This window comes from Arthrobacter sp. 05L421 (assembly GCF_056397785.1).
Genome location: NZ_JBFTOC010000003.1, coordinates 153,636 through 167,871, shown reverse-complemented (window position 1 = coordinate 167,871; position 14,236 = coordinate 153,636). Strand labels below are relative to the sequence as shown.

General features: G+C 69.0%; 11 protein-coding genes. All 11 read left to right on the top strand.

Features of this window, described 5'->3' with window-relative positions; all coding sequences use genetic code 11:
• The first annotated feature begins 118 nt into the window (after positions 1–118).
• The 11 genes from AC1DKQ_RS05700 (at position 119) to AC1DKQ_RS05650 (ending at position 13,956) form a co-directional block, all read left to right on the top strand.
• Positions 119–1,585, top strand: a complete 1,467-nt coding sequence (locus tag AC1DKQ_RS05700) for a sensor histidine kinase (protein ID WP_476918434.1) — start codon at positions 119–121, stop codon at positions 1,583–1,585.
• Positions 1,582–2,238, top strand: a complete 657-nt coding sequence (locus tag AC1DKQ_RS05695; protein WP_476918433.1) for a response regulator — start codon at positions 1,582–1,584, stop codon at positions 2,236–2,238. Before AC1DKQ_RS05700 ends, AC1DKQ_RS05695 begins: the two co-directional genes overlap by 4 nt.
• Positions 2,239–2,360: 122 nt before the next feature.
• The gene (locus tag AC1DKQ_RS05690) at positions 2,361–4,373 is read left to right on the top strand and encodes a penicillin-binding transpeptidase domain-containing protein (protein WP_476918432.1); all 2,013 of its coding nucleotides are present in this window, start codon (positions 2,361–2,363) and stop codon (positions 4,371–4,373) included.
• 54 nt (positions 4,374–4,427) lie between these two features.
• Complete coding sequence (locus AC1DKQ_RS05685; RefSeq protein WP_476883060.1) at positions 4,428–6,110, top strand: ABC-F family ATP-binding cassette domain-containing protein; 1,683 nt, start codon at positions 4,428–4,430, stop codon at positions 6,108–6,110.
• Between the two features lie 139 nt (positions 6,111–6,249).
• Entirely contained in the window at positions 6,250–7,023 is a 774-nt protein-coding gene (locus AC1DKQ_RS05680; protein ID WP_476918431.1) for a DeoR/GlpR family DNA-binding transcription regulator, read from the top strand.
• Complete coding sequence (locus AC1DKQ_RS05675) at positions 7,020–8,207, top strand: MFS transporter (protein WP_476883058.1); 1,188 nt, start codon at positions 7,020–7,022, stop codon at positions 8,205–8,207. Before AC1DKQ_RS05680 ends, AC1DKQ_RS05675 begins: the two co-directional genes overlap by 4 nt.
• Before the next feature lie 77 nt (positions 8,208–8,284).
• Positions 8,285–9,781 carry a bifunctional phosphatase PAP2/diacylglycerol kinase family protein gene (locus tag AC1DKQ_RS05670; protein ID WP_476918430.1) on the top strand — a complete coding sequence of 499 codons (1,497 nt, stop codon included), beginning with the start codon at positions 8,285–8,287 and terminating at the stop codon, positions 9,779–9,781.
• Positions 9,782–9,989: 208 nt separating this feature from the next.
• Positions 9,990–10,931 carry an ABC transporter ATP-binding protein gene (locus AC1DKQ_RS05665; RefSeq protein WP_476883056.1) on the top strand — a complete coding sequence of 314 codons (942 nt, stop codon included), beginning with the start codon at positions 9,990–9,992 and terminating at the stop codon, positions 10,929–10,931.
• Positions 10,932–10,934: 3 nt separating this feature from the next.
• Positions 10,935–11,825 carry an ABC transporter permease gene (locus AC1DKQ_RS05660; RefSeq protein WP_476918429.1) on the top strand — a complete coding sequence of 297 codons (891 nt, stop codon included), beginning with the start codon at positions 10,935–10,937 and terminating at the stop codon, positions 11,823–11,825.
• 27 nt (positions 11,826–11,852) lie between these two features.
• Positions 11,853–13,232, top strand: a complete 1,380-nt coding sequence (locus AC1DKQ_RS05655; protein WP_476918428.1) for a sensor histidine kinase — start codon at positions 11,853–11,855, stop codon at positions 13,230–13,232.
• Positions 13,192–13,956 (top strand): response regulator, encoded by a 765-nt coding sequence (locus tag AC1DKQ_RS05650; protein ID WP_476918427.1) that lies wholly within the window; start codon positions 13,192–13,194, stop codon positions 13,954–13,956. Before AC1DKQ_RS05655 ends, AC1DKQ_RS05650 begins: the two co-directional genes overlap by 41 nt.
• The last annotated feature ends 280 nt before the right edge of the window (positions 13,957–14,236 follow it).

Genomic DNA, 14,236 nt, shown 5'->3' with positions numbered 1-14,236 from the left:
CGCCCGGTTGGACCGCCGGAACCGCGCGGACGGCCACGCGGTCAACCGAAAGGTTGATTCCGCCGCTGGCGGGCCGTTTTCCGCAGGAGCCCCGCCCCGCCGGCACTACGCTGGAAGCATGGAGGGCAACGCCGGCAACACGGTCCACGACGGCACTAGCCACGACGGCACTACTCACGACGGCACTGGCAACGGGGTCACACGAAACGTCGGCACGCTGCCTGGCGGCACGCCGGATGGCGGCCATCAGCACGCGGGTACGGAGCCCACCGGGGCGGCCGTCATTCTGCGCGTTCTTCGCGTGAGCCTTCACGTCGGCTTCGCGGTGCTGCTCCTGGTGGCGTTGGTCCGGCTCCTGACCGGCGGAATCACGGGCCAGAGCTGGCTCACCTTGCTGCTGGCCCTGCTGCTCGCCGCCTTCTACCTGGTGGGCACCGTTCTGGAGAAGCGGCACGCCACCCACCGGACCCGGTTCGATCCGCGGCCCTACTCGGCCTGGTGGCTGTGCGGCGTGTGCGTCCTGTGGCTGCTGCTGATCTGGACCAGCGCCGACTTCGTCTGGCTGGCCTTCCCGCTGTTCTTCCTGCAGCTGCATGTCTTCCGGCGCCGGCTGGCGCTGCCCGCGATCGCATTCAGCACCCTTTTTGTCATTGGAGCGCTTTGGTTCCACAACGGCGGTGCAGCATCTCCGGATCCCGCCAGTGTGGCGCCGCAGCTGCCCATGGTGCTCGGGCCCGCGTTCGGCGCAGCCTTTGCCGTGGTCACCGGGCTGGCCTACCGGGCACTGTTCCTGGAGGCCGAAAACCAGCGGCTGGCCGCCGAGGAGCTCCGCCGCACCCGTGCCGAACTCGCGCGAACCCAGCACAATGCCGGCACCCTGGCTGAGCGCACCCGGCTGGCCCGCGAAATCCACGACACCCTGGCCCAGGGTCTGTCCAGCATTGTGCTCATGGGGCGCGCGGCCGAGAAGGCCCTGGACGACGGCGAACCCGCCGTGGCACGGGAAAGGCTCCGCATTGTCCGGGACACGGCGGCCGCCAATCTTGCTGAGGCCCGCAACTTCGTCCGGGCGCTCCAGTCCCCCGATCTCGAGGACGGCTCCCTGGTGTCCGGCCTCCTCCGGCTGTGTGAAAAGACCGAGGCGGAGACCGCCGCGCGGGGTACCGGGCTGCGCTGCCGCCTCGACGTCGAAGGTGTGCCGGTGGAACTCCCCGGCGCCCACCAAACGGCCCTGCTCCGGGCCGCCCAAGCGAGTCTGGCCAACGTACGGGTCCATGCGCAGGCGAGCACCGCCGTCGTCACCCTTTCCTTCCTGGGCCCGGAAGTGGCCATGGACATCTACGACGACGGCACCGGGTTCGACCCCGCGGCCCTGCCGGCCCGTCCCGACGGTTCCGGCTATGGACTGACGTCGCTGCGGGAACGCGTGGACGCCCTCCATGGCCAGCTGGACATCGAGTCTGCCCCGGGCGAGGGAACCGTCGTGGCCATCCGGCTGCCACTGGGGCAAGCCCCTGATTCCGCGCAGGGCACCGCGTCCGGTTCCGGCGCCACGTCGGGGCAAATCAGCGGGGGGCAGCCATGAGCAACATCCGGGTGTTCCTGGTGGACGACCACCCGGTGATCCGGGCCGGGCTGCGGGCGATGCTGGGTGATCTGCAGGGCATCACCGTCGTGGCCGAGGCCGCCGACGGCGGCGCCGCCCTGGCCGGACTGGCCAAGCTCCACACCCTGGGCGAGCCCGCGGATGTGGTGCTCATGGACCTGCAGATGGGCGCGGGCATGGACGGCGTCACCGCCACCGGCAAGATCAAGGCCGGAGAGGCAGGGCAACCGGCGCCTCCGGTGCTCATCCTCACCACCTATGACTCCGACGCCGACATCCTCGCCGCCGTCGAGGCCGGCGCCAGCGGCTACATGCTCAAGGATGCCCCGCCGGAGCAGATCCGTCAGGCGGTGCTCTCCGCCGCGGCCGGCGGGACGGCGCTGGCACCCGAGGTCGCGGCCAGGCTGATGGGCCGGATCAGGAATCCGGAGCCGGCCCTGTCCGCCCGGGAGATACAGCTGCTTGAACTGCTGGCCACCGGGATGGGAAACCGGGCCATCGCGAAGCAGCTGTTCATTTCCGAGGCCACGGTCAAGACCCACCTGGTGCACATCTACGGCAAGCTCGGCGTCGACAACCGCACTGCCGCGATCGCCGTGGCCGCGCAGCGCAGGATCATCCGGCGGCCCTAGGCAGCCTGAGGCATACCCGGCGCCTTGTTCGTGGCGGCGTTATGCGACGGTGCGTGTGCCGGTGTTTTGCGCCTGGTCCATGTGACAGGGAAGTTGTCAGTGGTCCGGGGCATAATGGCGGCATGGGGAACACATCCAAACTTTCACTGGCCCTCGTGGGTCTTGTCCTTGGCGCCTCGCTGGCGGCCTGCGGGGACGGCCGGAACGGCGCAGAAGGCGCCGCCCAGCAGCTCGCTTCCGCGGTGTCCGCGCTCGACGTCGGCTCCGTCGCCTTCGAGGGGAAGGAATCGGGCGCCGCCAACGACCAGCTCAAGGAAATATTCCAGGGCCTGGACCCGGACAAACCGGCAGTGCAGGCCGGCGGGCTGACCTTTGAGTCGGACACGGCCACGTTCCCGCTGAACTACACCTGGAAACTCGGCGCGGAGGAATGGAAGTACACCGTTTCCGCGCAGCTGAAGAAATCCGGCGACAAGTGGCTTCCGGTCTGGAAACCGGCCATCCTGGTCCCGGACCTGGCTGACGGGGAGATCCTCACCCGTGCCACCCAGACGCCGCAGCGGGCCTCCATCCTCGGCGCCGGCGGGGCCCCGCTGGTTGCGTACCGGCCAGTGGTCAACGTTGGCGTCGACAAGCCCGCACTCGGCGGCGCGGACCCCGCCGACTCCGCCACCAAGCTTGCCCAACTGGTCGGCGTGGACCCGGCAGCCTACGCCCAGCAGGTCAAGGCGGCCGGTCCGGACGCCTTCGTTCCGGCCATCACCTTCCGCGAGGACGGCTCCCGGACCATCACGGACAGGCAGATCTCCGCCATCCCCGGCGGCCGCGCCATCCCGGACAGCCTGCCGCTGGCACCTACCCGCACGTTTGCGCGGGCACTTCTGGGTACAGTCGCCGAGGCGAACGCCGAGCAAATCGAGAAGTCCGGCGGCGCACTCAAACCCGGTGACACCACCGGAGCCGGGGGCCTGCAGCAGCAGTACGACGCGCAGCTGCGCGGAACCGACGGAATCGTGATTCGGGCACAGCAATCCGGGCTCACCGCCGCGGAAATCCAGGCGGCCTCCCCCGATCCGAGGCGGGTGCTGTTCGAGACCGGCATCAAAGCCGGAACCCCGCTGAAAACCACGCTGGACCCGAAGCTGCAGCAGCTGGCGGAAGACGTGCTCGGCAAGATCGGCCCCGCGTCGGCCATTGTGGCCCTCCGGCCCTCCAGCGGCGCCGTCCTGGCGGCCGCGTCCGGGCCAGGCAGCAACGGCTACGACACCGCGATGCTGGGACAGTACGCCCCCGGATCGATCTTCAAGATGGTCGACTCCCTGGCCATGTTCCGCAACGGAATGACCCCCGATTCCAAAGTGGACTGCCCGCCAAACCTCACGGTGGACGGCCGCACCTTCAAGAACGCTGAGGGATACCCCGAGTCCTCCCTGGGCTCCGTGACACTGCGCGACGCCTTCGCACACTCCTGCAACACAGCCTTCATCAACGCCCGCAACACCGTCAGCCAGGCGCAGCTCGAGTCCGCCGCGACCTCGCTGGGCGTTGCAGTCGAAGCGCCAGCGCTCGGCGCCGCAGCGTTCTTCGGCTCGGTCCCCGGCGACGCCGAAGGAACCGAACACGCCGCCTCCATGATCGGCCAGGGCAAAGTGCTCCTGTCCCCGCTGGCCGCCGCCATCATGGCCGGCTCGGTAGCCAAGGGGGCCCCCGTGGCCGCCCAGCTGGTCTTGAATCCGAATGAGGGCGTCACTTCCCCGGGTGCCGGGAGTCCCGCCAGTGCCGGAACAGGCACGGCGCAGGCCACCCCGCCCACCGGTGACGCGACGGCGTCGGCCGCGGCACCGGCCAAGGCCGCCGAGACCCCGGTAACGGCAGCGGAAGCCGGGGCGCTGGCTGACATGATGCGGGCCGTCGTGACCAGCGGGCATGCCGGATTCCTCGCCTCCGTCCCGGGCGAGCCCGTCGGCGCGAAGACCGGAACGGCCGAGTTCGGCAAGGACACCCCGCCCAAGACCCACGCCTGGATCGTGGCCGTACATGGCGACCTGGCCGTCGCCGTCTTCGTGGAGGACGGCGGCCTCGGAGCCACCACGTCCGGACCGCTGCTCAAGGAATTCCTCACCCGAGCCAGCTGATCAGGAAAAGTCCGCGCCGCCCGGCCGCGGTCAGACCATGGGAAGATTGAACGCGTGGCTCATATTGACGTTTCCGGCATCGACTACTTCCTCTCCGACGGCACCCAGCTGCTCAACGGGGTGACTTTCAAGGTCCCGGACGGCACCAAGACGGCGCTGATCGGACCGAACGGAACCGGCAAGACCACGCTGTTCCGGATCATTTCCGGCGACCTCGTGTCGGATGAAGGCGTGATCGGCCGCTCCGGCAACATGGGGATCATGCGCCAGTTCGTGGGCCAGGTCCGGGATGACTCCACGGTCCGCGACCTGCTGGTCTCCGCTGCGCCGCCGGCGCTGGCCGCCGCCGCGCGCACCGTCGACGAGGCAGAGCTCGCCATGGTGGAGCACGATGACGAACCCACCCAGATGGCCTATGCCCAGGCCATCGTGGACTGGGGAGACGCCGGCGGCTACGACGTCGAGACCGTCTGGGACGAGGTCTGCATGGCCGCGCTCGGCCTGCCGTTCGACCGGGCGCAGCACCGCCCGGCGTCGAGCCTCTCCGGCGGCGAACAGAAGCGGCTGGTCCTTGAGGCACTTTTCGCTGGCCCCGACGAGCTGCTGCTGCTGGACGAGCCGGACAACTACCTCGACGTCCCGGGCAAGCGCTGGCTCGAGGCCAAGCTGAACGAGTCGAAGAAGACCGTGTTCTTCATCAGCCACGACCGGGAACTGCTTAACAATGCCGCCGGCCGCATCGTCACACTGGAACCGGGCATCAACGGCGCCGGCGCCTGGATCCACGGCGGGGGTTTCGGCTCCTACGTGGAGGCCCGGGCGGACCGGAACGCGCGCTTCGAGGAGCTGCGCAAGCGCTGGGACGAGGAGCACGTAAAGCTCAAGGAACTCGTCAACATGTACAAGAACAAGGCCGCGTTCCGTTCCGACATGGCCAACCGCTACCACGCCGCGCAGACCCGGCTCGCGAAATTCCTCGAGGCCGGTCCGCCCGAGGCCCTGCCGATCGAGCAGAACGTACAGATGCGGCTCAAGGGCGGGCGCACCGCAAAGCGCGCCGTCGTGGCGGAGAAGCTGGAACTGACGGGCCTGATGAAGCCGTTCTCCACCGAGATCTGGTTTGGCGACCGGGTGGGCGTCCTTGGCTCCAACGGTTCGGGCAAGAGCCACTTCCTGCGCCTGCTCGCGACCGGCGGCACGGATCCGGAGCGGGAGCACCTGCCGGTGTCCGACGTCGAGATCGCGGAAGTCCCGCACGAGGGCACCGTGAAACTCGGCGCCCGGATCCGGCCCGGCTTCTTCGCCCAGACCCACGTCCGGCCCGACCTGCTGGGAAAGACCCTGCTCGAAATCCTGCACCGGGGCGACGAGCACCGGTCCGGGATGGGCCGCGAAGCCGCCGCCGGGGCGCTGGACGGCTACGGGCTGGCCGCGCAGTCCGAGCAGAAGTATGAATCCCTCTCCGGCGGCCAGCAGGCGCGATTCCAGATCCTGTTGCTGCAGCTCTCCGGCGCCACGCTGCTGCTGCTCGACGAGCCAACCGACAACCTGGACCTGCACTCGGCCGAGGCCCTGGAACGGGCAATCGATCACTTCGAAGGCACCGTCCTGGCGGTCACGCACGACCGCTGGTTCGCCCGCACCTTCGACCGCTTCCTGGTCTTTGGGTCCGATGGCAGGGTCTACGAGTCCGCCGAACCGGTCTGGGACGAAAAGCGCGTCGAGCGCGCCCGCTAAAGCCAACGCGGGGACCACCAAACAACGCGGAGTCAGATACGGCCCATTCCGGGGGCGGTCATGGGCGCTAAGTGACCCCGCGTTGGTAGTCAACCCCGCAACAAATGATTAAGTGATCACAAACCGTTAGCATTTGAGCATGAACACTGATGAGCGGCACCGCCTGATCGGCGGACTGCTTCGCAACCGGGAACAGGTGACGGTGGACGACCTCATGGCCGCCTGCGGCGCCTCCGGTGCCACCATCCGGCGCGACCTCGACACCCTGGCCCTGCACGGCGTGCTGCGGAGGATCCACGGTGGAGCCAAGAGCCTGGTATTCGGCGGCGAAAACCCGCAATACGGGCAGCGTGAGCTGGAGGACCACACCGCCAAGATGCGGATCGCGGCCGGTGTGGCCGCCATGCTCCAGGACCGCGGCCACCTTTGGCTGGACAGCGGCACCACCGCCACGGAGATCGCCCGCCAGCTGCGCCATCGCGAGCTGACGATCATGCCGATGTCATTGCGAGCCGTCACCGCGCTGTCTCTGGACGATGTGCCTGCCGGGCGCCGCCCCGAACTCCTGATGCCGGGCGGCAGCCTCGTCCCCGGTGAACTGTCCTTTCGAGGGCCCATGACGGAATCCAACATCCGCTCCCTGCGCTTCGACACCGCCGTCGTCACGCCCTGCGCCCTGAACCTCAAGGACGGGCTGTTGGCCCACGACCTCGACGACGCCGCAGTCAAGCGTGCGGGCCTGGAATCCGCGGCCCGGGTGATCGTCGCGTGCGCCGGATCCAAGTGGAACGCCAGCGCCGTCGCCCTCGTCGCCTCCCTGGACGCCGTCGACGCCATCGTGACCGACAAGCAGCTCAGCCCTGAAGACCTTGACCAACTCGCGCAACACTCGGTGGAAGCAGTGATCGTATGACCAGTACCGCAACCGTCCCGCAACTTAGAGCTGCCACCGGGGCGACTTTCCTTGTCTTCGGGATCAACGGATTAGTGTTCGCCAGCTGGGCAGCCCGCATCCCTGCAGTGACGGAGATCCTGCACATCACCGCGGGCCAGATGGGAACCCTCCTGCTGTGCCTGGCGGTCGGCTCGCTGATCGCCCTGCCCACGGCGGGATTCGTCGTCGGCCGGATCGGCACGGCCAACACCGTCCGGGGTGCCGGCCTGGTGGCCGCGGCCGCCGGCGTCGGCGTCGCGCTGTCCCTGATGGCGGCCTCCGTCCCGGGGACGGCGATTGCCCTGTTCTTCTTCGGGATCGGCGTCGGGCTCTGGGACGTTTCGCAGAACATCGAAGGTGCCGACGTCGAACACCGGCTCGGCCGGACCATCATGCCGCAGTTCCACGCGGCCTTCAGCGGCGGCGCGTTCGTCGGCGCCCTGATCGGCGCAGGACTGTCCACCCTGGGAGTCGGGCTCCCGGAGCACCTGCTGGTCATAGCCGCCGTCGTCGCCGTCCTGACCACGGTGGCCCCGCGGTACTTCCTGCCGCATCTGCCCGCCGAGGCCCCCGCCGCAGGAGACACGGACCACGCAAAGGCTGGGTCGGCCTGGCGGGATGGCCGCACGCTGCTGATCGGCGTCGTCGTCCTCGGCGCCACCCTGACTGAAGGCGCCGGCAACGACTGGATTGCGAAGGCCGCCGTTGACGGCCTGGGCGCCGAACAATCCACGGGGGCGCTGCTCTTCGCAGCCTTTGTGCTGGCCATGACGGCCATGCGCTTCTTCGGCGGCCGCGCGATCGATGTCTACGGCCGCGTGGCCGTGCTCCGCGCCAGCATGGCCGCGGCAGCAGCGGGCCTCTGCCTTTTCGTGTTCGCGGGAACCATCTGGCTGGCCGCTGCCGGTGCCGTGCTTTGGGGCGTGGGCGCCGCCCTCGCATTTCCGATCGGGATGTCCGCCGCGGCGGATGACCCCAGGAAGGCGGCCGCCCGGGTGTCCGTCGTGTCCACCCTGGGCTACATTGCCTTCCTGGCCGGGCCGCCGCTGCTGGGCTACCTGGGCGATGTCACGGGTATCAGGGCCGCCCTGCTGGCGATCGGGATTCCGATTCTGGTGGCTTTGGTGCTCGCTGGAGCCGCGAAGCCTCTGCGCGCGAGGTAGGTGCCCGCGAGGTAGGTGCCCCGCCGCGTCCGCCGAACTCTGCCTTCGGCCTGCCTCTCCGGCAGTATGGTGGTCAAATGCGATCCATGCTGAGGAAGGCCCCCGGCCGCCTGTCGAAATTCGACCGCAAACTCGTCCGCGCCGTCTCCAACTTGCCGGGCGGACGCCACGATGACTTCTTCCGCCGCCTGTCCGCGGCCGCCAACAAAGGCAAACTCTGGTTCGGCGTTGCCGGGGTCATGGCCCTGGTGCCCGGAAAGACCCGCCGGGCAGCGGTACATGGGCTCATCGCCCAAGGCGTGGCGTCGGCAGTCACGAATCTCGTGTTCAAGACCCTCCTGCCGCGCAGGCGCCCCCTGCCCGAACACCTTCCGGTCTTCCGCTTCGTTAACCCGCAGCCGACGAGTTCGTCGATGCCCTCGGGCCATTCGGCCTCCGCGGTGGCCTTCGCGCTTGGCGTCGGCATGGTCCGCCCGGCGCTGGGTGCGGCGGTGGCCCCTGTCGCGGCCGGGGTGGCCTACTCCAGAGTCCACACCGGGGCCCATTGGCCCTCGGATGTGCTGTTCGGTTCCGCGATTGGCGCCGGCGCGGCCATGGTGACGCGGAAGTGGTGGCCCGTCCGCCCGCCGTTCCCGGAAACCCGCCGTGCCGCCGCCCGCGCCGCGGAGCTCCCGGAGGGGCAGGGGCTCGGCATCGCGGTCAACACCCTCGGCGGATCCTATGCTGACGAGACGGTGGACGCCCTGCAAAAAACATTCCCCAAGGCGTATATAACGAAAATTGCGCCCGATGAGGCCATCGATGCTGGCATCGCCCAGGTCGCCACACGGCCGGGCATTGCGGCCCTGGGCGTCTGGGGCGGGGACGGAACCGTGGGCGCCGCGGCGGCTGCCGCCGTCGAACGCTCCCTCCCGCTGCTGGTGCTCCCTGGCGGAACGCTCAACCACTTCGCCCGCGACGCCGGGACGCCCACCCTGGCGGCGGCGGTCCAGGCGGCCTCGCGCGGCGAGGCCGCCGTGGCCGACGTCGGCCATGTGAGCGTCGAACGCGGGCTCCCCGACAGCCCGGAGCACCTCGAACTGATGATGCTCAACACAGCCAGCATCGGCCTCTACCCGAACCTGGTCCGACGGCGCGAACAGCTTCAGCCGGCACTGGGGAAACCCCTGGCCGGAGTGGTGGCCATGTTCCGGACCTTCGCGGCCGGTACCCCCACCACCCTGATCGTCAACGGGGTGCGGCACCGGCTGTGGATCCTGTACATCGGCCGTGGCCGCTACTACCCCCGCGACCACGCGCCGCTGGTGCGCCCCGTCCTGGCGGACGGGGTCCTGGACCTGCGGATGATCACTGCCGATGAGCCGTTCGCCCGGCTGCGGCTCCTCTGGGCCGTGCTCACGGGCACCGTGGGCACGTCCGGGATCACCCATCTGAGCGAAACGGACCGGATCACGGTGGAACCCGGGAACGGGCCCATGGTCCTGGCTGTCGACGGAGAGGTCATGCCCGGGGTGCGGAGCGTGGAATTCACGGTCCGCCGCGACGCCCTGACCTACTACTCGCCGCTCGGCTGAGCCCGCGCCCGCCCACACGCCAGCCCGCGCAGATCCGCGGCCAGACCCCGGGCGGTCGGTGGTGTCATCCTCCCGGACTACCCTGATTCGCCCCTGAATCATCCCTGAGACCGGCGAAATACGCCGCTGGCCTCGGTAGCGTGGGGTGCAGACGGGCCCGTGACTGCGGTGCCCCGGACCATCTCCCGCTACGCAAAGGAACGCTTCCATGATCGAAGCACGAGGCCTGACCAAGGTTTATGGCGACAAGACCGCCGTCGCCGGCGTCAACTTCACCGTCGAAGCCGGCCGGGTCACCGGCTTCCTGGGCCCGAACGGGGCCGGAAAATCCACCACCATGCGCATGATCATGGGGCTGGACCGGCCGACGTCGGGCTCAGTCACCGTCAACGGGTCGCCGCTGGCCGGGCACGCCGCCCCGCTGCGCGACGTCGGCGCACTGCTCGACGCCAAGGCCGTCCACACGAGCCGCTCCGCCTACAACCACCTGCTGGCCATGGCCGCGACCCACAGCATCCCCAAGAAACGGGTCCACGAAGTCATCGAGATGACCGGGCTGGCTGAGGTGGCCAAAAAGAAGGTCGGCGGCTTCTCGCTGGGCATGGGCCAGCGGCTGGGCATCGCCGCCGCCCTCCTGGGCGACCCGCAGACGGTCATCCTGGACGAGCCCGTCAACGGTCTCGACCCGGAAGGCGTGGTGTGGGTCCGCAACCTGGTGAAGTACCTGGCCTCCGAGGGCCGCACGGTCTTCCTCTCCAGCCACCTCATGAGCGAAATGGCCGTCACGGCGGACCATCTGATCGTGATCGGCCGCGGGAAGATCATTGCCGACGCCCCCATCCAGGAAATCATCACCGGCAAGGGCCAGGGCCGCACCCGGGTCCGCACCGACCAGCCGGACCGGCTCATGCAGCTGCTGGCCGGAACCGGCGTCTCGGTGGAGGCCCGGGAGCGCGAACTCCTCGAAGTCACGGGCCTGGACCCGCGGCAGATCGCCACCGCAGCGCTGGAGAACCACGTCATGATCTACGAACTCACCCCGCTGCAGGCCAGCCTCGAGGAGGCCTACATGGAACTGACCAAGGATGAGGTCGAATACCACTCGCTGATCACCACGGGCGCCGTGCCCGTCGAAGCCGGAGGCAACTAAGCCATGAGTTCCACAACCGTTGAATCCACGCCCTCGCCCCGCGGCGCCGAAACCCGCGCGCAGCGCTCCGGAGACGGCAGCAGTTCGGGCCCCGGCCCCAGCTTCCTGCGGGTCCTCAACTCCGAATTCATCAAGTTCCGCACCCTGCTCTCCACGCTGATCCTGCTCGGCTCCACCGTGGTGGTCATGGTGGGGTTTGGGGCGCTCTCGGCCTGGGGGACGGGTCAGTTCTCCCAGGCCGCGGCCCAGGACCCGGAGGCGGGCGCCAGGTTCGCGGCGCAGGGCGGTGACCTCGCCGTCAGCGTACCGACTTCCGGCATCGCGTTTGCCCAGCTGATCCTGGGTTCCCTCGGCGTGCTGCTGATGAGCTCAGAGTTCACCACCGGCATGGCCCGGTCCACGTTCGCGGCGGTGCCCAAGCGCATCCCGGCGTTCGCGGCCAAGCTCGTGGTGGTCGTGCTGACCTCCTTTATCGTCACCGCCGCTTCCACCCTGGTGGCCGGATTCGTCTCCGGCCCGATCCTGGATAATTACGGCCTCGGCCTGGACCTGGGCAGCTCACAGTCGGTCAAGCTGCTCGTTGTCAACAGCATTTATGTGGCAGCGGTCGCGGCGATCGGCATGGCCCTGGGCACCCTGATCCGCAACTCGGCGGGCGGGATCATGAGCCTGGTCGGCCTGTTCTTCGTGGCGCCCATCGCGTTCCAGCTGATTCCGGGCGACTTCTTCGTGGAGGCCCGCAAATACCTTCCCGGCAACACCGTGGAGCCGCTGACCGCCGTCGAGCATCTCCCGGATACCCTCGAAGCCTGGCAGGCCGGCCTGGTGCTGGGCGCCTGGGTTGTGGTCCCGGTGCTCCTGGCCGGCATCCTGCTCAAGAAGCGGGACGTCTAAGCCGGGCCCGGCGTCTAGGCTCAAAGCATGATCGATGCAGTACCTGTAAGGGACGCGTCGGCCGGTCCGGCCGACGCGTCCCTCGCCGAACTCACCGCCCGCCGCCGCGGCCGGTTCCGGCGCTACCTGCTGGCCAATCCGCGGGTCATGGATGTGCTGGTGGTGCTCTGCTACCTGGTCCTGGTCACGCCCACGGCGGTCGAGTCGATCCTCCACGGCGACTGGCCGGTGGCCGTACTGCTCGCCGCGGCCGCGCCGGTGCTGCTCTTCCGCCGGGCCTATCCCGTGCAGGTGGCGGCGGCCGTCGGGGCACTGGAACTGGCCGTCACCTTCCTGCATCCGTGGGGATCCAATGTCTCCGCCGGGCTCTGGTTTTCGCTGTACGCCGTCGCGGTGGTCCGCTCGCGGCGGTTCGCCCTTGCGGCGCTGGCCCTGACCACCGCCCCGCTTCTGCTCCTGTACTTTATGCTGGCCGTCGGCCCGCTGGACGGGCGGCTGCCGGACATGGCGGTCCGCACGCCGGAGAATTTCCAGCTGCTCACAAGCATCGCGGCCGGCATCGGCATCACGCTCTCCAACGTGATCGCTACGGGGATCGGAATCTCGGTGCGGCAGCGCCGCGAGCACGAGCACGAGATCGCCGCCTGGGCCGCCCGGGCCCAGCAACTCGGTTCGGTCACGGAACGGAACCGGATCGCACGCGAAATGCACGACGTCGTGGCGCACTCGCTGACGGTCATGATCAGCCTGTCGGACGGCGCCGCCGTTGTGGTCAAGAAGGATCCGGCGCGCGCCGCCGGCGTCCTGGCCGAACTCTCCCGGACAGGACGCACCGCGCTGGCCGACATGCGGCGCGTCCTTGGCGTGCTGCGCGAGGACGCCGCCACCGGACAAGCCCCGCGCGAGCCGCTGGTGGCCGCAGGCAGCCTGGCCACACTGCTGGAGGGCTTCCGCACCGCGGGACTGCCGCTGCATTACACGCACACAGGCCCGTCGCTGCCCGGCGATGCGGCGTTCCAGCTGACCGTGTACAGGATCGTGCAGGAGTCGCTGACCAATGTGCTGCGCTACGGCCGTGCGCTCAGCCGCGTGGACGTCAGCATTGTCCGCAACGGTTCCCGGGTCACCATTGAAGTGGTCGACGACGGCAGGGGCACCGTTGACTCCGGCAGTCCCGGCGCCGGCGCACAGGCGAAGCCCGATGCACTGGATACTTTCGGCAGCGGGCACGGAATTGCCGGGATGCGTGAGCGGGCCAGGATTTACGCCGGCACCGTGCACGCCGGGCGCGCGGGTGAGCGCGGCTGGCGCGTGCACGCGGAACTGAATTGCAATGGCGAGAATGCCACGGACACAGGGGGGAACAATGCTCGACAAAGAGCCGGTACGCGTTCTGCTGGTGGATGACCAGCCGCTGCTTCGGATGGGCTTCCGGCTGATCCTGGAGGGCGAAGACGATTTGTGCATCGTGGGCGAGGCGTCCAATGGTGCCGAGGCGGTCCGCCACGTCAGGGAACTCGCGCCCGACGTCGTCCTGATGGATGTTCGGATGCCGGTGCTGGACGGGATCGAGGCCACCCGGGCCATCGCCGCCTCGGGTTCGGAGGCCAAGATCATCATCCTGACCACCTTTGACCTCGATGAATACGCCTTTGCCGGGCTGCGGGCCGGGGCCTCGGCGTTTCTGCTCAAAGACGTGGCCCCGGCGGACCTGATCAGCGCGGTGCGGGTGGTGGCCAGCGGCGACGCCGTCGTGGCCCCGCGCGTTACACAGCGGCTGCTGGAGACCTATGTCCGCGGCGCCGGAGCCGGCATGGATCCTGCCGGAACAGACCCCGACGGCGGCAGCCGGCGCGCCGGGCCGGACGGCGGCGGCCAGCCGGCCGGCCCGGCGCGCCCGGCGAGGGATCCTTTGCTGGAGGACCTGACGCCCCGCGAAAACGAGATGCTCGGAGCGCTGGCGGAGGGGCTTTCCAACGCCGAAATCGCGCACAGGTACTTCCTGTCGGAGGCCACAGTCAAGACCCACGTGCGCCGGATCCTGACCAAACTCCACCTCCGCGACCGGGTCCAGGCCGTCGTGTACGCCTACGAGACCGGCCTGGTGGTACCGAGCAACGCGGACTACTGACGGGGGCTGCCTCCCGGCGGTGCGGACCGGCTAGGGGTGGGTAGTGCCTGAAGCAGTGGTTTCAGGCACATTGCCGAATTGCCAACAGGGCAACTTTGGTTGCCTTGGAGGCCCTTCTGTTGGGGAATGGCCCGGTCCGGCCGGTCGTCATTTGTGGGATTGCACAAGACGGAGCGTGCGCCGGACGGTCTAGTGTGAAACGACACTGTGGTCCGCCGCACAGCATGGATTCGATTCCGTGCCGGCAAAGAGCGGGCCTGAACCCCCCACGAAGGACGGC